Source organism: Streptomyces sp. NPDC006259, from assembly GCF_042870975.1.
Lineage (GTDB): Bacteria > Actinomycetota > Actinomycetes > Streptomycetales > Streptomycetaceae > Streptomyces.
This window is the reverse complement of sequence record NZ_JBIAHY010000001.1, coordinates 134,452-153,661: the sequence shown is the minus strand read 5'-3', so window position 1 is coordinate 153,661 and position 19,210 is coordinate 134,452. Positions and strand designations below refer to the sequence as shown.

Sequence of the window (19,210 nt, the reverse complement as noted above, 5' to 3'; positions counted from 1 at the left end):
TTGGTGCTTTTGTTCAAACCACCTTGTTGGGGTTGTTGGGGGGGGGGGGGGGGGGCCCCCCGGGGGGGGGGGGGGGGGGCCCGGGCCCGGGGGGGGGGGGGGGGGCGCCCCACCCCCCCCCCCCCCCGGCCGTCGCCGTTTGATCTACCCGTCGGTAGCATCCTGGACATGGCAGACACCAAGCAGGTTGACGAGACCGCGGACGCCAAGCGGGCCGCGAAGGCCGAGCGCACCGCGGCCCGCCTCGCCAAGCGGATCGGCGCTTTCTCCCAGGCCCACGGCGGCGCCGAGGGCCAGGTCGCCCATCTCGGGGAGCGCGGCGCCCGGATCGTGCTGGTCGGCGAGGACGGCGGCTGGGGCGACCTCGTGGCGCCCAGCGTGGAGATCGCCGCCAAGGCGGTCGAGAAGTCCGGCATCACCCTCCACGAGACCTTCGACGGCGAGTTCGCCGCCAAGGTGACGACTGGGCCGTACGAGTGGACCCGGATGGCCGGCATCCAGGTCGGCGGACCGCGCAACACCTGAGCAACACCTGATGCCGGGTTCACCCGTTAGGACGTGTGAGGCGTACGCCGAGCGCACGGTCCAGCCGCGGGAGTCCCGGATGATCGAAACACCGTCCCTGGTGGACCAGTACTGCCACGGAGTCCTGAGAACGGAACTGGGCCTCGGCACGTTCGAGGCCCAGCTGGCCCGCACCGAGGGTCCGCCCGCGCCCGGCACCACCCTGTTCGACACCCAGACCGGCTTCGCGGTACGCCGCTGGTGCCCCCCGCTGCTCGGGCTGGAACCGCACTGCCCGCCCGCCCGCTATCTCGCCCGGCGCCGCGAACTCGGCGTACCGGAGGCGGGCCGACGGTTGCTGCGCGGCAGCGGCATCACCACCTACCTGGTCGACACCGGCCTGCCCGGCGACCTCACCGGCCCCGACGAGATCGCCTCCGCGGGCGACGCCGAGGCCCGCGAGATCGTGCGGCTGGAACTCCTCGCCGAACAGGTCGCCGACACCTCCGGCACCGTGGAGTCCTTCCTCGCCAACCTCGCCGAGGCCGTGCACGGAGCCGCGGCGACGGCCGTGGCCTTCACCTCCGTGGCCGGCGTGCGCCACGGTCTCGCCCTCGCGCCCGAGCCGCCCGGACCGGGGGAGGTCCGCGGCGCGGCGGGCCGCTGGCTCGCCGGTCGCAGGGTCGGCGGGGAACTGAGCGACCCGGTGCTGCTGCGGCACCTGCTGTGGATCGCCGTCGCCTCCGGGCGGCCTCTGCAACTGCACGCCGGACTCGGCGAGCCGGGCCTGCGCACCGACCGCACCGACCCGGTCCTGCTGACCGACTTCGTCCGCGCCACCGCCGGCCTCGGCACCGACCTGGTCCTGCTGCACGGCTACCCCTACCACCGGCACGCCGCCCACCTCGCGGGCGTCTTCCCGCACGTCTACGCAGACTCCGGGGCCGCCCTGGTCCGCACCGGTGCCCGCGCCGCGACGGTCCTCGCGGAGATCCTGGAGCTGGCCCCCTTCGGCAAGATCCTCTTCTCCAGCGGGGCCCGCGGCCTGCCCGAGCTGCACGTCGTGGGCGCCCGGCTGTTCCGCGAGGCCCTGGGACGGGTGCTGGGCGGTTGGGTGGCGGAGGACGCGTGGTCGCTCCCGGACGCCCAGCGGGTGGCGGGGCTGGTCGCGGCGGGCAACGCACGGCGGGTCTACGGGCTGGGCTGAGCGAAGCCCGCACCGACCGGAGCGCGCCGTACCGGTCGCGGGTCCACGGCAGGGAGTCGGGGACCTACGGCGGGGACGGATCGCGGCGGCGTCAGACGCGGGCGCCGACCGTCGCCTCCGTCGCGGGGTCCGGCACCTCGATGCCCGGCTCGGGCCGCTCGCGCAGCGCCAGCAGCACGCGGAGCACCGCGATCCACACCAGCGCCGACCCGAGCATGTGCGCACCGACCAGGAGTTCCGGGAGATCCGTGAAGTACTGGACGTACCCGATCACGCCCTGCGCGAGCAGGACCAGGAACAGGTCGCGGGTGCGGTGCAGCGGTCCCGGGGGGGAGTCGACCGCCTTGAGGACGAACCACAGGGCGAAGGTCAGCGTCACCACGATCCAGGCCAGCACCGCGTGCGCCTTGCTGACGGTCTCCCAGTCCAGCGGCATCCGCTCGACCTCGCTGGAGTCGCCCGCGTGCGGGCCCGCGCCGGTCACCACCGTGCCGACCAGGATCAGCAGGACCGTGGCCGCGACCAGGATCCGGACGAGCTGCTGCACGGAGCTGCCGACCACCGGACGGGACGGTGTGTCGCCCTCCCGGGTGCGCTGCCACATGACCACGGCGATCGCGATCAGCGCCGACGTCGCGACGAAGTGCGCCGCGACGGTGTACGGGTTGAGGCCCACCAGGACCACGATGCCGCCGAGCACGGCGTTGCTCATGACCACCCAGAACTGGGCCCAGCCCAGCCGGGTGAGACCGCGCCGGTACGGCTTCTGCGAGCGGGCGGCGATGATCGCCCAGCCCACCGCGGCGCACAGGACGTACGTCAGCATGCGGTTGCCGAACTCGATGGCGCCGTGCAGGCCCATCTCGCCGGTCGCGGTGAGCGAGTCGTCGGTGCACTTGGGCCAGGTCGGGCAGCCGAGGCCGGAGCCGGTGAGCCGCACGGCACCGCCGGTGACCACGATGATCACCGACATCACGAGCGCGGCGAGGGCCGCCCGCCGAACCGTCCGGGATGCGGGGGTCCAGCGTGCGGCGATGAAGGCGAGGGGGTTGCGCGCGGCCGCTACGGCGTCGGCGCGGGTCACGTTCGGCACGCCGTCCATCGTAAGGGGCCGCTTGTGCACGCTTTCACGAGGGTCCCGGACCGGGCCGCTCCCGGCGGGGTCACTCCCAGCGGAAGAACCGACCGGCGGCGGCCAGCGCGGCCACCGCCCAGACGGCGAGGATCCCCAGGTCGGCCCACGGCATCCCGGCCCCGTGCCGGAGCACCTCCCGCAGCCCGTCCGACAGCGCGGAGATCGGCAGCAGCCCGAGCACGTCCTGGACGCCCGGCGGGAACTTGTCCAGCGGCACGATCACCCCGCCGCCCACCAGCAGCAGCAGGAACACCAGGTTGGCGGCGCCGAGCGTGGCCTCCGCCCTCAGCGTGCCCGCCATCAGCAGGCCGAGCCCGGAGAAGGCGGCCGTGCCGAGGACCAGCAGAAGCAGCACGGCGAACGGGTTGCCGTGCGGCGACCAGCCCAGCGCCAGGGCGATCACCGTCACCAGGGCGACCTGGAGGACCTCCGTGACCAGTACCGCCAGCGTCTTCGCGGTCATCAGCCCCCAGCGGGGGAGCGGGGAGACCGCCAGCCGCTTGAGGACGCCGTAACGGCGCTCGAAGCCCGTCGCGATGGCCTGCCCGGTGAACGCCGTCGACATCACCGCGAGCGCGAGGATGCCGGGGGTCAGGAAGTCGACGGCCTTCCCGGCGCCGGTGTCGATGATGTCCACCGAGCTGAACAGCACCAGCAGCAGGGTCGGGATGACGACGGTGAGCAGCAACTGCTCGCCGTTGCGCAGGAGCATCTTCGTCTCCAGCGCCGCCTGGGACCTGATCATGCGGGGCAGGGGCGCGGCCCCCGGCTTGGGCGTGTAGGTGCCGGTGGTCGTCATGAGCGCGGCTCCTTGCCGGTCGACTCGGGGCTGTGTCCGTCCGGGGGGCAACCCCCGGGCCCCCGGCCGATCTCCTGGCGATCCCGGATCATGAGCGCAGCTCCTTGCCGGTCAACTCGAGGCTGTGTCCGTCCGGGGGGCAACCCCCGGGCCCCCGGCCGAGCTCCTGGCGATCCCGGATCATGAGCGCAGCTCCTTGCCGGTCAACTCGAGGAAGACGTCTTCGAGGGTGTGCCGCTCGACGGAGATGCGGTCCGGCATCACCCCGTGCTGGGCGCACCAGGAGGTCACCGTCGCCAGCATCTGCGGGTCGACCTTGCCGATGATCCGGTAGGAGCCCGGCGTCAGCTCGGCGGCCGCGCTGTCGGCGGGCAGCGCCTTGAGCAGGGAGGCCACGTCGAGGCCGGGGCGGCCGCTGAAGCGGAGGGTGTTCTCGGCGCCGCCGCGGCACAGCTCCTCGGGGGAGCCCTGGGCGATGACCCTGCCGGCGTCGATGATCGCGACGTCGTCGGCGAGCTGCTCGGCCTCGTCCATGTGGTGCGTGGTCAGAATGACCGAGACACCGTCGGTGCGCAGGTCCCGGACCAGGTCCCAGGTGGCCCGGCGGGCCTGTGGGTCCAGCCCGGCGGTCGGCTCGTCGAGGAACACCAGCTCCGGGCGGCCGACCACGGCCATCGCGAGCGCGAGGCGCTGCTGCTGGCCGCCGGACAGGCGCCGGTAGGTCGTGCGGCCGCAACCACCCAGCCCCAGCCGCTCGACGAGCGCGTCCACGTCGAGCGGCCGCGCGTGCAGCCTGGCGACGTGCCGGAGCATCTCCTCGGCGCGCGCGCCGGAGTAGACGCCGCCGGACTGGAGCATCACACCGATCCGGGGCCGCAGGTCGCGGGCCTGTCCGACCGGGTCGAGGCCGAGGACGCGGACGGTGCCCGAGTCCGGCCTCCGGTAGCCCTCGCAGGTCTCGACGGTGGTCGTCTTGCCCGCGCCGTTGGGGCCGAGTACGGCCGTCACGCCCGCCCCGGCCACCAGGTCGAGGCCGTCCACCGCGGTCTTCGTGCCGTACCGCTTCACCAGGGCCTCGATCCGGACCACGGGGTCGCTTCGCATGGTTTCAGAGTCTAGGTTCGCCGACGGGCGTCCGGACGGGCGGGGGCGAGAAGCGGCCGTCGGGCCGGGCGGGCCACGGCCTCAGATCTCGTCCTCGCGCGAGCGGTGCACCGCCAGCCACCGCTGCGCGTAGGCCACCGCGTCCGCCACCGGGAACAGCCGGGCCTCGGCCGCGCCCACCTTCGCGCGGACGACGGGGCGGTCCCGTTCGAAGTCGTGGCCCAGCTCGTCGAACCGGTCCGAGTCGATCGACACCTCGGTCACCACCTCCCAGCCCGTCGGCCCCGGGCGGCCCACCCGCACCAGCGGCGCCGGGATCCGGTACTCGGCGAGGTGGAAGCTGGTGCACGTGTCGTAGCCGGCGCCCAGGAGGAGCACCCTGGCGCCGAGCGCCTCCAGGCGGGCCAGCGGGCTCCGTTCGCCGAGCCGGCAGTCGCGCGCGTGTCCCCCGGTCACCTCCGCCGCGCGCGGGCCGAGCGCGGCGAACGAGGTCTGCGGGTGGGCGCTGCGCAGGGCGCCCGGCCAGGTCCGTACGGTCTCCGGGATCACGCCGACCCCTCGGGTCGGGGTGAGCAGGGGATCGTAGGCGGGCATGGTGGCCCGGATCGTGTCCCACCAGTCCTCGGGGACCGGCGGGTTTCCCCAGTGGGAGGGGTCCGAGAGGTCACCGGACTGGGTGGGGACCACGAGGGTGCCGTCCGGGCCGAGCGCGTCGAGCAGTCCCTGGACCACCGCGACAGCGCCTCCGCAGACCCAGCCCAGGGAGCTGAGGGAGGAGTGCGCGAGAAGGGTTTCGCCCGGTTCGACCCCCAGTGCGCGGAGGTCGGCCGCCAGGGTGTCCCGGGTGACAAGTGGGCCGGTGGGAGGGGGTGTGGACATGGTTGCGAAGTCTCTCGTACAGGGCTCGAGGACGCGACCGGTTTGATCGACGGATGATCGTTCGCGCAGGTCAGATTAGGTATGCCTAAGTGACGCAGGGCACCGGACGGTGATCCGGACGCGGCTTGCCTGCCCCCGATGAATTACGCAACAATGGCGTTGTGAAAAACGTCGGCGAGGCTCGGGAGACCCCCACGGGGACCCCCCAGGAAGAGATGGCGACCGGTGAGCGCTCCACGCGCAACCGCGTCGCGCGCTCGATCCTGGACCACGGGCCGTCGACCGTCGCCGAGCTGGCCGGACGGCTGGGGCTCACCCACGCGGCCGTACGCCGGCACCTGGACGCGCTGGTCGCCGACGACGTCGTGGAGGCTCGCGAGCAGCGGGTCTACGGAGCGCGGACGCGCGGGCGTCCCGCGAAGGTCTTCGCCCTCACCGACTGCGGGCGCGACGCCTTCGACCAGTCGTACGACAAGCTCGCCGCGGACGCCCTGCGCTTCATGCAGGAGCGGTTCGGCGGGGACGAGGCCGTCGTCGCCTTCGCCCGCGCCAGGATCGCCGAACAGGCCGCCGGGTACCGCGAGGCGGTCGAGGCGGCCGCCCCGGAACAGCGCACCCAAGCCCTGGCCAAGGCCTTGAGCGCCGACGGGTACGCTGCCACGGCGCGCAGCGCACCGGTCGGCGAGCAGCTGTGCCAGCACCACTGCCCCGTCGCCCACGTCGCGGAGAAGTTCCCTCAGCTCTGCGAGGCGGAGACCGAGATCTTCTCCAAGCTGCTCGGCACACACGTCCAGCGGCTCGCGACGATCGCGCACGGTGACGGCGTCTGCACGACGTTCATCCCCAAGATTTCCGATCACACCACCCATACCGCATCTGCAAGCACGGCCGGGAGGAACCCCGCATGACTCTCCCCACGGAGACTGCCCACCCCGAACTCGAGGGCCTGGGTAAGTACGAATACGGCTGGGCCGACTCCGACACGGCCGGCGCCTCTGCCAAGCGCGGCATCAGCGAGGACGTCGTCCGCGACATCTCGGCGAAGAAGAACGAGCCGGAGTGGATGACCAAGCTCCGTCTCAAGGGCCTGCGCCTGTTCGAGAAGAAGCCCATGCCGAACTGGGGCTCGGACCTGTCGGGCATCGACTTCGACAACATCAAGTACTTCGTGCGCTCCACGGAGAAGCAGGCGGAGTCCTGGGAGGACCTGCCCGAGGACATCAAGAACACGTACGACAGGCTCGGCATCCCCGAGGCGGAGAAGCAGCGCCTCGTCGCCGGTGTCGCGGCCCAGTACGAGTCCGAGGTCGTCTACCACCAGATCCGCGAGGACCTGGAGGAGCAGGGCGTCATCTTCCTCGACACCGACACCGCTCTGAAGCAGCACCCGGAGCTGTTCAAGGAGTACTTCGGGACCGTCATCCCGGTCGGCGACAACAAGTTCGCGTCGCTGAACACCGCGGTGTGGTCCGGCGGCTCCTTCATCTACGTGCCGAAGGGCGTGCACGTCGAGATCCCGCTCCAGGCCTACTTCCGCATCAACACGGAGAACATGGGCCAGTTCGAGCGGACCCTGATCATCGTCGACGAGGGTGCCTACGTGCACTACGTCGAGGGTTGTACGGCCCCGATCTACAAGTCGGACTCGCTGCACTCCGCGGTCGTCGAGATCATCGTCAAGAAGAACGCCCGCTGCCGTTACACGACCATCCAGAACTGGTCGAACAACGTCTACAACCTGGTCACCAAGCGCGCCGTGGCGTACGAGGGCGCGACCATGGAGTGGATCGACGGCAACATCGGCTCCAAGGTCACCATGAAGTACCCGGCCGTCTACCTGATGGGCGAGCACGCCAAGGGCGAGACCCTGTCCATCGCCTTCGCCGGTGAGGGCCAGCACCAGGACGCCGGCTCGAAGATGGTCCACATGGCGCCGAACACCTCGTCCAACATCGTGTCGAAGTCCGTCGCCCGCGGTGGCGGCCGTACCTCCTACCGTGGTCTGGTGGAGATCGGCGAGGGCGCCCACGGCTCCAAGTCCAACGTGCTGTGCGACGCGCTGCTGGTGGACACGATCTCGCGCTCCGACACGTACCCGTACGTGGACGTCCGCGAGGACGACGTGTCCATGGGTCACGAGGCGACCGTCTCCAAGGTCTCCGAGGACCAGCTGTTCTACCTGATGAGCCGTGGTCTGAGCGAGTTCGAGGCGATGGCCATGATCGTGCGCGGCTTCGTCGAGCCCATCGCCAAGGAACTGCCGATGGAGTACGCGCTGGAGCTGAACCGGCTGATCGAGCTGCAGATGGAGGGCGCGGTCGGTTAGGACCCGCCGTTCGAAGCAGTCGCCAGATTTGTTGACGTAGGAAGAGAGCAGACCGACAGCCATGGCTGAGGCTCAGAAAATTCCGGTGGGCAGCACCACCGCCGGCCAGATCGCGGTGGCCGCCGAGTCCACCGTCGCGACGCGCATGAGCGCGCCCCCGTCCTTCGACGTGGCGGACTTCCCGGTCCCGCACGGCCGCGAGGAGGAGTGGCGGTTCACCCCGCTGGAGCGACTGCGCGGACTGCACGACGGCACCGCGGTCGCCACCGGTGACGGAGTGCGGATCGACATCCAGGCCCCCGAGGGCGTCGTCGTCGAGACCGTCGGCCGCGACGACGCGCGCCTCGGCAGGGCGGGCACCCCGGTCGACCGCGTCGCCGCCCAGGCGTACTCGGCCTTCGAGAAGGCCGGGGTCGTCACCGTCCCCCGGGAGACGGTCCTCACCGAGCCGATCCGCATCACCGTGCACGGCGAGGGCGGGGTCTCCTTCGGCCACCAGGTGATCGAGCTGGGCGCCTTCGCCGAGGCCGTCGTCGTCATCGACCACACCGGTGACGCCGTCCTGGCCGCCAACGTCGACTACCTCCTCGGGGACGGCGCCAAGCTGACCGTCGTCTCCGTGCAGGACTGGGACGACAAGGCCGTCCACGTGGCCCAGCACAACGCGCTGATCGGCCGCGACGCCACCTTCAAGTCGTTCGTGGTCACCTTCGGCGGCGACGTCGTACGGCTGCACCCGCGCGTCACGTACGCCGGCACCGGCGGCGAGGCCGAGCTGTTCGGCCTGTACTTCACCGACGTCGGCCAGCACCAGGAGCACCGCCTCCTCGTCGACCACAACACCCCGCACTGCAAGTCGAACGTCGCCTACAAGGGCGCGCTCCAGGGCGAAGGCGCGCACGCGGTGTGGATCGGAGACGTGCTGATCGAGGCCAAGGCCGAGGGCACCGACACCTACGAGATGAACCGCAACCTGGTTCTGACCGACGGCGCCCGCGTCGACTCCGTGCCGAACCTGGAGATCGAGACCGGCGAGATCGTCGGCGCCGGACACGCCTCGGCGACCGGCCGCTTCGACGACGAGCAGCTGTTCTACCTGATGGCCCGCGGCATCCCCGCCGACGACGCCCGCCGTCTGGTGGTCCGCGGCTTCTTCGCCGAGCTGGTCCAGCAGATCGGTGTCGACGACATCCAGCAGCGCCTCCTCGTGAGGATCGACGAAGAGCTGGAGGCCACGGTCTGATGGCCTTCGTACGCGTCTGTGGGCTGAGCGAGCTGGCGGAGGACACCCCGAAACGGGTGGAACTCGACGGCACGCCGGTCTCGGTCGTGCAGACCGAGGGGGAGGTGTTCGCCATCCACGACGTCTGCTCGCACGCGAACGTCTCGCTCTCCGAGGGCGAGGTGGAGGACTGTCAGATCGAGTGCTGGCTGCACGGCTCCGCGTTCGACCTTCGTACCGGCAAGCCGTCCGGCCTTCCCGCGACGCGCCCCGTCCCCGTATACCCCGTAAAGATCGAAGGGGACGACGTGCTCGTCTCCCTCACCCAGGAGTCCTGAGGCACCCATGGCAACGCTTGAAATCCGAGACCTGCACGTCACCGTCGAGGCCGACAACGCCACGAAGGAGATCCTCAAGGGTGTCGACCTGACCGTGAAGCAGGGCGAGACGCACGCCATCATGGGCCCCAACGGCTCCGGCAAGTCCACCCTCGCCTACTCGCTCGCGGGTCACCCGAAGTACACGATCACCGGCGGGACCGTCACCCTCGACGGCGAGGACGTCCTGGAGATGTCCGTCGACGAGCGTGCCCGCGCCGGCCTGTTCCTCGCGATGCAGTACCCGGTCGAGGTCCCCGGCGTCTCGGTCTCCAACTTCCTGCGCACCTCCGCCACCGCCATCCGCGGCGAGGCCCCCAAGCTGCGTACCTGGGTGAAGGAGGTCCGTGAGGCCATGGAGCGCCTCCACATGGACCCCGCCTTCGCCGAGCGCAACGTCAACGAGGGCTTCTCCGGCGGTGAGAAGAAGCGCCACGAGATCCTCCAGCTGGAGCTGCTCAGGCCGAAGGTCGCGATCCTCGACGAGACGGACTCCGGCCTGGACGTCGACGCCCTGCGGGTCGTCTCCGAGGGCGTGAACCGCGTCCGCGAGACCGGTGAGGTCGGCACCCTGCTGATCACGCACTACACGCGCATCCTGCGGTACATCAAGCCCGACTACGTCCACGTCTTCTCCGCGGGCCGGATCGTCGAGTCCGGTGGCGCCGAGCTGGCCGACAAGCTCGAGAACGAGGGCTACGAGGTCTACACGAAGGGTGGGGCATCAGCGTGACACAGCTGCCGGGCCTCCTCGACACCGAGGCGATCCGCAAGGACTTCCCGATCCTGGACCGACTGGTCCACGACGACCGGAAGCTCGTGTACCTGGACAACGCGGCGACCTCGCAGAAGCCGCGCCAGGTGCTCGACGCCCTGAGCGAGTACTACGAGCGGTACAACGCCAACGTCCACCGCGGTGTGCATGTGCTCGCCGAGGAGGCCACGGCACTGTACGAGGGTGCGCGCGACAAGGTCGCGGAGTTCATCAACGCGCCCAGCCGCAACGAGGTGATCTTCACCAAGAACGCCTCGGAGTCCCTGAACCTGGTCGCGAACATGCTGGGCTGGGCCGACGAGCCCTACCGCGTGGACTCCGAGACCGAGATCGTCATCACGGAGATGGAGCACCACTCCAACATCGTGCCGTGGCAGCTGCTGTCGCAGCGCACGGGCGCGAAGCTGAAGTGGTTCGGCCTCACCGACGACGGCCGCCTCGACCTGTCCAACATCGAGGAGATCATCACCGAGAAGACGAAGATCGTCTCCTTCGTGCTGGTGTCGAACATCCTGGGCACGGTCAACCCGGTCGAGGCGATAGTGCGCCGCGCCCAGGAGGTCGGCGCGCTCGTGTGCATCGACGCCTCGCAGGCCGCGCCGCACATGCCGATGGACGTCCAGGCCCTCCAGGCCGACTTCGTGGCCTTCACCGGCCACAAGATGTGCGGTCCGACCGGCATCGGCGTCCTCTGGGGCCGCCAGGAGCTGCTGGAGGACCTGCCCCCGTTCCTGGGCGGCGGCGAGATGATCGAGACGGTGTCGATGCACTCGTCGACGTACGCCCCGGCGCCCCACAAGTTCGAGGCGGGCACGCCCCCGATCGCGGGAGCGGTCGGTCTGGGCGCGGCGATCGACTACCTGAACTCGATCGGCATGGACAAGATCCTCGCCCATGAGCACGCGATCACCGAGTACGCGGTGAAGCGGCTCGGCGAGGTTCCCGACCTGCGGATCATCGGCCCGGCCACGGCCGAGGACCGCGGCGCCGCGATCTCCTTCACGCTCGGCGACATCCACCCGCACGACGTGGGCCAGGTCCTCGACGAACAGGGCATCGCGGTCCGTGTCGGACACCACTGCGCGCGCCCCGTCTGCCTGCGCTACGGAATTCCGGCGACCACGCGAGCGTCGTTCTACCTGTACTCCACGCCTGCCGAGGTCGACGCCTTGGTCGAGGGCCTGGAGCACGTACGGAACTTCTTCGGCTGAGGGGCTGGCTGTGAAGCTGGATTCGATGTACCAGGAAGTCATCCTGGATCACTACAAGCACCCTCATGGGCGCGGTCTGCGGGACGGCGACGCCGAGGTGCACCACGTCAACCCGACGTGCGGCGACGAGATCACGCTGCGTGTGAGGTACGACGGCACGAGGATCGAGGACGTCTCCTACGAGGGCCAGGGCTGCTCGATCAGCCAGGCCTCCGCCTCCGTGCTGAACGACCTCCTCGTCGGCAAGGACCTGGCGGACGCGCGGCGCATCCAGGAGACCTTCCTGGAGCTGATGCAGTCCAAGGGCCGGATCGAGCCGGACGACGCGATGGAGGAGGTACTGGAGGACGCGGTCGCGTTCGCCGGTGTCTCCAAGTACCCGGCACGGGTCAAGTGCGCCCTCCTCAGCTGGATGGCGTGGAAGGACGCGACGGCCCAGGCGCTGGGCGCCGACGCCGACGTCGAAAGGAAGACGGCATGAGCGAGACCGTTGAGATGAAGCCGGCCTCCGAGGACGAGGTCCGCGAGGCGCTGTACGACGTCGTCGACCCCGAACTGGGCATCGACGTCGTCAACCTCGGACTGATCTACGGCATCCACATCGACGACGCGAACATCGCGACGATCGACATGACCCTGACCTCCGCGGCCTGCCCGCTGACGGATGTCATCGAGGACCAGGCGAAGTCCGCCACGGACGGCCTGGTCAACGAGTTGCGCATCAACTGGGTCTGGATGCCGCCGTGGGGCCCGGACAAGATCACGGACGACGGTCGCGAGCAGCTGCGCGCGCTCGGCTTCAACGTCTGAGATCCCTCAGCTCCCGCAGCACCGGAACGGCGGCGTCCTCGCGGACGCCGCCGTTCTTCTGTTCGGTTCTTCCGTTCCGTACGTCTGCCGGCCCCTAGGCCAGCCCCTCCACCAGCCGGAAGGCGGAGTCGGCGGCGTACTGGCCGCCGTACTGATACCGCTCCAGCTTCACCTGGAAGTCCTGGTGACGCAGGAAGTACCCGGGATAGTTCACCGACTCCAGCATGACCGCGCCGTAGGAGGAGTCGCGGGCGCAGAAGGTCGCGTCCTGCCGGAACAGTGCGGAGCCGTCGTCGCGCTCCGAGCGCAGGACGAAGTCGCGGTGGCGCAGATAGGTGCCGTCGGAGGCGCGGAACGAGTGACACGAGCCGCCCGCCAGGCCGTTCACGACGGTGAAGGTGGCGTCCTCGCGGAACTCCGCACCCCCGGCCGCCTCGATCCGCACCCGGCCGCCGCCCGACCGCCAGTAACGGTCGGGGTGGTTGACGGACTGCACCGACCGCCGCACGGTCACGGGCTTCGGTTCGGAACCGCCCCCGGCGGCCGGGGCCGACGTGGAGGGCGCGGCCGAGTGGCGCGGCGAGGAGGCGCCGTTCGGCGACGGTGAGGAAGAGGGGGAGGCCGACGCGGACGGCGAAGCGCTGTCCTTCGTGGCCGACGCCGAGGGGGTGCCGCTCACCGAGGGCGAGGCGAACGAGATCAGCCCCGACGAGGTCTCCTTGTCGGAGGTGGTCACGCCGTCGCGGGCGTCCGACCTCGCGTCAGGACGGTTGTCGGTGAGCGAGATGGTGGCGACACAGGCCACGACGGTGGCGACGGCGAGAGCGCCGGCCAGCCACAGCCGTCGCGTTCCGGGTGCCCGGCAGGTGTCCGGGGCCCAGCCGTTCTCCCAGGGATGCTCCTGCGGAGGCCGGGACTTGTTCTCTGGCATGCGCTGTTCCTCCAGCGGCGCCCGGGTGGGCGAACACGGCTCCGATGGCCCGGTAGGTGAACGGTGAAACATTAGTGGAACGTGTGACTCCCGAGCAGTCGTTTGAGTGATCGGTTTCTATAACGGTTTCCGAGTCCGCTTTCGAGTCGGCGGAGACCGGAACGGTGGGTCACGGGGCCGGGGCCGGCTCGGGCCTGCCGGACCTACCGGACCTGCCGGACCTGCCGGGTCGGCCGAGGTCGGCCGAGGTCGGCCGGGACTGCCGAGGTCGGCCCGGCAGGCCTGCCGGGTGGGTCGGTGCCTGCCGGTGCCTGCCGGGATCCGCCGGGATGGGTCGTAGTTCTCCGCCATCTTCCGGCCTGCCCTGGCCGGTTGGGCCTGCCTCAGCGGTTGGGCCTGCCTCAGCGGTTGGGCCGGGGCTTGTCGGTCGGGGCTCGGGCCTGTCGGTCGGGTCCGGGCCTGTCGGTCGGGGCACGGGCCTGTCGGTCGAGCCCACACCTGCCGGAATCCCTGGGGTGGGTCGCAACCTCCGCGCACTTCACCGCCCACCCGGCCATCCCGCCCGCCACCTGAGACATGGTCTCGCGGGTTGGCCTCCACCCGGCCCCGCCGGTTAGGTTTCCCTCATGACCGACACCACTCGCACCACCGGCGCCGCGGCCGCCGGCCTCGCCACCCTCGCCGCCGACGGCACCGTTCTCGACACCTGGTTCCCCGCCCCCCGTCTCACCGACGAGCCCGGCCCCTCCGGCACGGAGCGCCTGTCCGCCGAGAAGGCCGTGGAGCTGCTCGGCGAGGGAGCGGCCAAGGCGATCGGCCCGGACGCCCGCCGGGGCGTGGAAGTGGTCGCGGTCCGCACGGTCATCAGCTCCCTCGACGACAAGCCGATCGACACGCACGACGCCTACCTGCGCCTGCACCTGCTCTCGCACCGCCTGGTCAGGCCGCACGGCCAGAGCCTGGAGGGCATCTTCGGCCTGCTCGCCAACGTCGCCTGGACGTCCCTCGGCCCGGTCGCCGTGGACGACATCGAGAAGGTCCGCCTGAACGCCCGCGCCGAGGGCCTGCACCTTCAGGTGACGTCGATCGACAAGTTCCCGCGCATGACGGACTACGTGGCGCCGAAGGGCGTCCGCATCGCCGACGCGGACCGTGTCCGCCTGGGCGCGCACCTGTCCGAGGGCACGACGGTCATGCACGAGGGCTTCGTGAACTTCAACGCCGGCACCCTCGGCACGTCGATGGTCGAGGGCCGTATCTCGGCGGGCGTCATCGTGGGCGACGGCTCGGACATCGGCGGCGGCGCCTCCACGATGGGCACGCTCTCCGGCGGCGGCAACGTGATCATCGCCATCGGCGAGCGCTGCCTGATCGGCGCCGAGGCCGGCGTCGGCATCGCCCTCGGCGACGAATGCGTGGTGGAGGCCGGCCTCTACGTCACCGCGGGCACCCGCGTGACGATGCCCGACGGCCAGATCGTCAAGGCCCGCGAACTCTCCGGCGCCTCCAACATCCTGTTCCGCCGCAACTCGGTCACCGGCACGGTGGAGGCCCGCCCGAACAACGCGGTGTGGGGCGGCCTCAACGAGATCCTGCACAGCCACAACTGATCGCGCCGCCGGGCCGGGGCCCGCACCGCGGACCTCCGCGCCGCCGGGCCCCGGCCCCTAGGCGTCCACGTACGCCCGGTACGCCGCCAGCAGTCCGTCGACCGTCCCGCGGCCGGCGGGCCGCAGCGGTGCCCGGACGGGCCCGGCCGGCAGTCCGAGTTCCCCCAGCAGCGCCTTGGCGGTGACCGTGCCGGGCAGCCCGGAGGCCATCATCGACTCGATGAGTTCCATGGCGCGCCGCTGGAGGAGCGCGGCCCCGCCCGTGTCGCCGGTGTCGAAGGTGTCGAGGACGGCCCGGAGCCGGCGGGGTACGACGTTCGCGACCGTACTGACGTAGCCGGCCGCGCCCACCGCGTACAGGGCGAGGATCTGTTCGTCGCAGCCGGCGTAGTAGGCCAACTGGGTGCGGGCGAGCACCTTCTGGGTGCCGAGCAGGTCGTAGGAGCAGTCCTTGACGCCCACGATCCGGGGATGGTCCGCGAGCCGGATCAGCGTCTCCGGCTCGATGCGGACGCCGGTGCGGCCCGGGATGTCGTAGAGCAGGACCGGCAGCCCGGACGCGTCGGCGACCTCGCGGAAGTGCGCCTCCAGGGCGTCCTGCGGAGGGCGGCTGTAGTAGGGGCCGACCACCAGTATCCCGTCGGCGCCCGCCTTCTCGGCGTCGAGGGCCAGTCGGACGGTGTGCCGGGTGTCGGCGGTGCCCACGCCCGCCACCACCGGGACGCCGTCGCCGACCGCGGCCCGCACCGCCCGTACCAGCTCCGCCTTCTCGGCGTCCGTGGTGGTCGGCGACTCGCCCGTCGTACCGGACAGCACGAGCCCGTCGCAGCCCTCCGCCACGAGGTGCGCCGCGAGCCGCCGCGCGCCGTCGGTGTCGAGCGCCCCGGACGCGGTGAAGGGCGTGACCATCGCGCAGAGCGCGCGGCCGAAGGGAGCGGCGGGGGAGGCCGCGTTCGTGGAGGGCGGCTTCGTGGAGGCTGGGTTCGTCATGGGAGCAGTCTCGGCCCCACGATCGTGAAGCTCCACTTAAATCAGCTACGCGATACGGATAAGCATCGCTGTGACGTCGTCGCGCGAGCCCGCCGTCTCCCGCGGAGGGTAGCCGCCGACCGTGCGGGTACTCGGGTCACCACAACCGAGAGGAGGCGGACACGTGACCGGGACCACGGAGACCCGGCCCGTCCACGACGGGCACCGCACGGTCGGAGAACTCGTCGGACAGGCGAGCGAACAACTCTCCCTGCTCGTCCGGCAGGAGATGGCCCTCGCCAAGGAGGAGCTGGCCGAGAAGGGACGCCGCGCCGGTCGCGGCGGTGGCATGCTCGGGGCCGCGGGCGCGTTCGCGTACGCCGGTCTGCTCGCCCTCGCCGGCACCGGCGTCGCCGCCCTCTCGCTGGTGCTGCCGGTCTGGGCCGCGGCGCTGATCGTGACGGCGGTGCTGTTCGTGATCGCCGCCGTCCTGGGCGCGACCGGGCGCAGCCAGCTTCGGAAGGCCTCGCCCCCCACCCCCGAGGCCGCTCTCGGCAGCGTCAAGGCCGACGTCGAGGAGATCAGGGAAAGGGCGCACCGATGACGGACAGGGCAGCCGCGGACGGTGCGGCGGAACTGCGCAAGCAGATCGCACAGACCAGGAGTCAGCTCGGCAGCACGGTCGAGGAGCTGGCGGCGAAGACGGACCTCCGCGGTCGGGCCAAGGCCCGCGCGGCCGACCTCAGGGACCGCGCGGGCGCGATGACGGTACAGCTCCGCAGCACGGCGGCCCAGGCGGGCCACACGGTCCAGGAACGGGCCGGCCGCGCGGGCCACACGGTCCAGGAGAGGGCGAAGGACGCCGGGCACACCGTCCAGGACAAGGCGGGCCACGTCGGGCACACGGCCCGGACCCGGGTCATGGAGACCCGGCACCAGCTCCAGGACAAGGGCGCGCACATCGAGACGGACCCCCAGGACACGGCGTCCCGCGCGGAGCGCACCGTCCCGGCGCCACTGCGCGCACCGGTCCGGTTCGTCGTACGGCACCCGCGGCCGGTGATGATCGCCGCCGTGGCGGGCGCGGTGATCGTGACCGCCGGAGTGCTCGGCCGCCGACGGGCCGCACGCTAGCCGACAGCCGAGACCACCGGCAGCCCACCCTCGGCGGGTTCTGGACCCGGCACCCCCTCGGGTGCCGGGTCCTTTGCTGTCCGCGCGGGCCGGGACCGAGACGCGGCCCGAGGCTGAGCCGCCGGCCGTGTCCGCCCGCGAACTGCACCAGTGACGTCAACCGCTCACACGGTCACGGCTTGAACCGCAGCACCTGCGGGTCGTGGTCGCTGATCTGGTCGTGGAACTCCGAGTTGATGTGCACGCTGTCGTACTCGAAGTCGCAGCCGCGCCGGATCGACGGGCTGACCAGGATCTGGTCGAGGACCTGGCTGTTGCCCTGGTAGACGTACGAGTAACGCTCGCTGCGGGGCAGCGACTTGACCGCCGACCACAGTTCGCCGTCACCCTCGAGGAGCTTCGCGGTCCCGGAGAACTCGAAGTCGTTGATGTCGCCGAGCGCGATGACGTCCGCGTTCTTCTGGGTGTCGAGGATGTCCTTGACGAAGGCGTTGACCAGCGTCGCCTGCTGGTGGCGCTGGACCTCCGAGCTGCGCGGCACCGGCTGGTACTGCGCGGTCAGCCCCTGGTCGCCGCCCTTGGAGTTGAAGTGGTTGGCGATCACGAAGACCGTCCGGCCGCGGAAGACGAACTCGCCGACCAGCGGCTTGCGGCTGGAGTTCCAGGCCGCGTTCGCCGGGTCGATCCGGCCGGGGGAGACGGTCAGGGCCGCCCTGCCGCGCACCTCGGTGACGCCGGCCGCGGTGGTGGCGTCGCCGCCCGCGCGGTCGGTGAAGGAGACCCGCTCCGGGTTGAAGAGGAACACCTGGCGGATGTTTCCGCCCGGCTCGCCGCCGTCGGTGTTGTTCGCCGGGTCGATCGAGCGCCAGTCGTAGCGGGGACCGCCCGCCGCGACGATCGCGTCGATCAGCTTGGTCACCGTCCGGTCGGCGGCCACCGTACCGTCGTTCGTCGCGCCGTTGTTGTCCTGGATCTCCTCCAGGGACACGACGTCGGGGGACTTGAGGTTGTTCACGATGGCGGCGGCGTGGTCGGCGAACGTGGCGTCGGACGGGTCGAGGTTCTCGACGTTGTACGTCGCGACCGCCAGCTCGCCGTTCTTCTGCTTCTCCGTCGTCTCCCGCTCCACACCGGCGCTCCTGAGCGTGCCGATCCGGTTGGCGACGACGGTGTAACCGCCGAACTGGTTGTAGTCCAGCGGGCCCGCCGTGGCGCCGGCCAGCTTGTCGCCGACGTTCGCCGCCGGGAAGTCGGCGACGGCGCCGAGCGACTGGATCTGGAGCCGGCCGGTGTTCTGGGCGTCGTAGGAGCCGTAGACCGTGCCGCCGCGGCGGTTGCGGTTCTCCCACGGCTTCACCGTGACCCACAGCTCGGTGTACGGGTCGGAGGCGCCGACCACGCGGACGTCGGAGACCTGGACGTTCATGCCCTCCAGGGACTCGTAGCGGTCCAGGGCGTAGGTGCCGGGCCGCAGGGTGAGGGCATTGATCGAGTTGTTCGCGGCGGCGTCGCCGGACGGGGCGTACGCCGCCGGCACCGACTTGGCGTCGACGACCGTCGCCGCCGGGACCACGTTGCCGGCGGAGACCACGGTCACCGTCGGACGGACGATCTCCGTCACGGCCTGGTTGCCGGACGAGGTGCCGCCGGGCACGAACTCCGAGACCGTGCCGGAGACGCTGACCGCGTCCCCGACGGCGACCTTCGGGACCGAGCTGGTGAAGACGAAGACGCCCTCACTGGTGGCCGGGTCGGCGTCCGGGTTCGGATCCTGGATCCAGAAGCCCCTGGACGAGCCGTAGGCGCGCACGCCGGTGACGATTCCGGTCACGTCCGTGACCTGCTTGCCGGCGTACGGCGAGATGCGGGTGGTGCCCTGGATGTCGTGGATGCGCACCGAGTCGGCGTGCGCGGGCGAGGCGACGACGACACCCGACGCGGCGGAGCAGACGGCGGCGACGATGAGCGCGGCGAGGCGCGCGGAAGACCTGCTGGGCAAGGGATTCCCTCCGGGGACGTACATGAGCGCCGGGACGAGGGTGAGACGTGGGGCGCGGGTGACGCGCGTAGAAACCGGTGAACACCTGTCCCCCCAACTTCTACGCGCGTCAATCTCCAGCCTGGCCCGCCCAGTTGTCAAGGTTTCGGCCAGGTACGAGACCTGACCGGAAGGTGAACCGGGCGGCATGGGTCCAAATCCGTCTAGGCTGAGCGACT

At 71.0% G+C, this 19,210-nt stretch carries 20 protein-coding genes; 13 read left to right on the top strand and 7 right to left on the bottom strand.

The window, feature by feature from the left end; genetic code table 11:
• Positions 1-168: 168 nt before the first annotated feature.
• Both ACFYO5_RS00730 and ACFYO5_RS00725 read left to right on the top strand, forming a co-directional pair.
• A complete protein-coding gene (locus ACFYO5_RS00730) occupies positions 169-525 on the top strand; it encodes a hypothetical protein (RefSeq protein WP_388702645.1) in 357 nt (118 codons plus the stop codon).
• A gap of 79 nt (positions 526-604) precedes the next feature.
• Positions 605-1,711, top strand: coding sequence for an amidohydrolase family protein (locus ACFYO5_RS00725; protein WP_356568026.1), 1,107 nt, complete (start codon positions 605-607; stop codon positions 1,709-1,711).
• Between the two features lie 91 nt (positions 1,712-1,802).
• Here ACFYO5_RS00725 and ACFYO5_RS00720 read toward each other — a convergent pair whose 3' ends face one another.
• From ACFYO5_RS00720 to ACFYO5_RS00705, 4 genes are all read right to left on the bottom strand, one after another.
• Positions 1,803-2,813, bottom strand: coding sequence for a heme A synthase (locus tag ACFYO5_RS00720; protein ID WP_388704665.1), 1,011 nt, complete (start codon positions 2,811-2,813; stop codon positions 1,803-1,805).
• A 61-nt stretch (positions 2,814-2,874) separates the two neighbouring features.
• Complete coding sequence (locus ACFYO5_RS00715) at positions 2,875-3,645, bottom strand: ABC transporter permease (RefSeq protein ID WP_388702644.1); 771 nt, start codon at positions 3,643-3,645, stop codon at positions 2,875-2,877.
• A gap of 180 nt (positions 3,646-3,825) precedes the next feature.
• Positions 3,826-4,749 carry an ABC transporter ATP-binding protein gene (locus tag ACFYO5_RS00710; RefSeq protein ID WP_388702642.1) on the bottom strand — a complete coding sequence of 308 codons (924 nt, stop codon included), beginning with the start codon at positions 4,747-4,749 and terminating at the stop codon, positions 3,826-3,828.
• 81 nt (positions 4,750-4,830) lie between these two features.
• Complete coding sequence (locus tag ACFYO5_RS00705; protein ID WP_388702641.1) at positions 4,831-5,628, bottom strand: aminoglycoside N(3)-acetyltransferase; 798 nt, start codon at positions 5,626-5,628, stop codon at positions 4,831-4,833.
• Between the two features lie 161 nt (positions 5,629-5,789).
• Between ACFYO5_RS00705 and ACFYO5_RS00700 the strand changes: the two genes are divergently transcribed.
• From ACFYO5_RS00700 to ACFYO5_RS00665, 8 genes are all read left to right on the top strand, one after another.
• Positions 5,790-6,536: a metalloregulator ArsR/SmtB family transcription factor gene (locus ACFYO5_RS00700; RefSeq protein WP_356568034.1), complete on the top strand. Its 747-nt coding sequence runs from the start codon at positions 5,790-5,792 to the stop codon at positions 6,534-6,536.
• Positions 6,533-7,954: a Fe-S cluster assembly protein SufB gene (sufB, locus tag ACFYO5_RS00695; protein ID WP_356568036.1), complete on the top strand. Its 1,422-nt coding sequence runs from the start codon at positions 6,533-6,535 to the stop codon at positions 7,952-7,954. The genes ACFYO5_RS00700 and sufB overlap by 4 nt, the downstream gene beginning before the upstream one ends.
• A 61-nt stretch (positions 7,955-8,015) precedes the next feature.
• Positions 8,016-9,197, top strand: a complete 1,182-nt coding sequence (sufD, locus tag ACFYO5_RS00690; protein WP_388702639.1) for a Fe-S cluster assembly protein SufD — start codon at positions 8,016-8,018, stop codon at positions 9,195-9,197.
• Entirely contained in the window at positions 9,197-9,514 is a 318-nt protein-coding gene (locus tag ACFYO5_RS00685) for a non-heme iron oxygenase ferredoxin subunit (RefSeq protein ID WP_356568040.1), read from the top strand. The genes sufD and ACFYO5_RS00685 overlap by 1 nt, the downstream gene beginning before the upstream one ends.
• Positions 9,515-9,521: 7 nt before the next feature.
• Positions 9,522-10,286 (top strand): Fe-S cluster assembly ATPase SufC, encoded by a 765-nt coding sequence (gene sufC / locus ACFYO5_RS00680; protein ID WP_356568042.1) that lies wholly within the window; start codon positions 9,522-9,524, stop codon positions 10,284-10,286.
• Positions 10,283-11,539, top strand: coding sequence for a cysteine desulfurase (locus tag ACFYO5_RS00675; protein ID WP_388702637.1), 1,257 nt, complete (start codon positions 10,283-10,285; stop codon positions 11,537-11,539). Before sufC ends, ACFYO5_RS00675 begins: the two co-directional genes overlap by 4 nt.
• Positions 11,540-11,549: 10 nt before the next feature.
• Positions 11,550-12,020, top strand: a complete 471-nt coding sequence (gene sufU / locus ACFYO5_RS00670) for a Fe-S cluster assembly sulfur transfer protein SufU (protein WP_356568046.1) — start codon at positions 11,550-11,552, stop codon at positions 12,018-12,020.
• The gene (locus ACFYO5_RS00665; RefSeq protein WP_086772100.1) at positions 12,017-12,349 is read left to right on the top strand and encodes a metal-sulfur cluster assembly factor; all 333 of its coding nucleotides are present in this window, start codon (positions 12,017-12,019) and stop codon (positions 12,347-12,349) included. Before sufU ends, ACFYO5_RS00665 begins: the two co-directional genes overlap by 4 nt.
• A gap of 94 nt (positions 12,350-12,443) precedes the next feature.
• Here the strand turns inward: ACFYO5_RS00665 and ACFYO5_RS00660 are convergent, their stop codons facing one another.
• Positions 12,444-13,280, bottom strand: a complete 837-nt coding sequence (locus ACFYO5_RS00660; protein WP_388702634.1) for an AbfB domain-containing protein — start codon at positions 13,278-13,280, stop codon at positions 12,444-12,446.
• A gap of 626 nt (positions 13,281-13,906) precedes the next feature.
• On the opposite strand from ACFYO5_RS00660, the gene dapD reads away from it, so the two are divergent.
• Positions 13,907-14,890 (top strand): 2,3,4,5-tetrahydropyridine-2,6-dicarboxylate N-succinyltransferase, encoded by a 984-nt coding sequence (dapD, locus tag ACFYO5_RS00655; RefSeq protein ID WP_388702633.1) that lies wholly within the window; start codon positions 13,907-13,909, stop codon positions 14,888-14,890.
• 57 nt (positions 14,891-14,947) lie between these two features.
• Here dapD and dapA read toward each other — a convergent pair whose 3' ends face one another.
• On the bottom strand, positions 14,948-15,880 hold the full coding sequence (gene dapA / locus ACFYO5_RS00650) for a 4-hydroxy-tetrahydrodipicolinate synthase (protein WP_388702631.1): 933 nt from the start codon (positions 15,878-15,880) through the stop codon (positions 14,948-14,950).
• 163 nt (positions 15,881-16,043) lie between these two features.
• Here dapA and ACFYO5_RS00645 point away from each other — a divergent pair, with 163 nt between their 5' ends.
• Positions 16,044-16,463 (top strand): phage holin family protein, encoded by a 420-nt coding sequence (locus ACFYO5_RS00645; protein WP_356568055.1) that lies wholly within the window; start codon positions 16,044-16,046, stop codon positions 16,461-16,463.
• The gene (locus ACFYO5_RS00640; protein WP_388702630.1) at positions 16,460-16,993 is read left to right on the top strand and encodes a DUF3618 domain-containing protein; all 534 of its coding nucleotides are present in this window, start codon (positions 16,460-16,462) and stop codon (positions 16,991-16,993) included. Before ACFYO5_RS00645 ends, ACFYO5_RS00640 begins: the two co-directional genes overlap by 4 nt.
• A gap of 172 nt (positions 16,994-17,165) precedes the next feature.
• On the opposite strand, the gene ACFYO5_RS00635 is transcribed toward ACFYO5_RS00640, so the two are convergent.
• Positions 17,166-18,992, bottom strand: a complete 1,827-nt coding sequence (locus tag ACFYO5_RS00635; protein WP_388702629.1) for an endonuclease/exonuclease/phosphatase family protein — start codon at positions 18,990-18,992, stop codon at positions 17,166-17,168.
• Between the last annotated feature and the right edge of the window lie 218 nt (positions 18,993-19,210).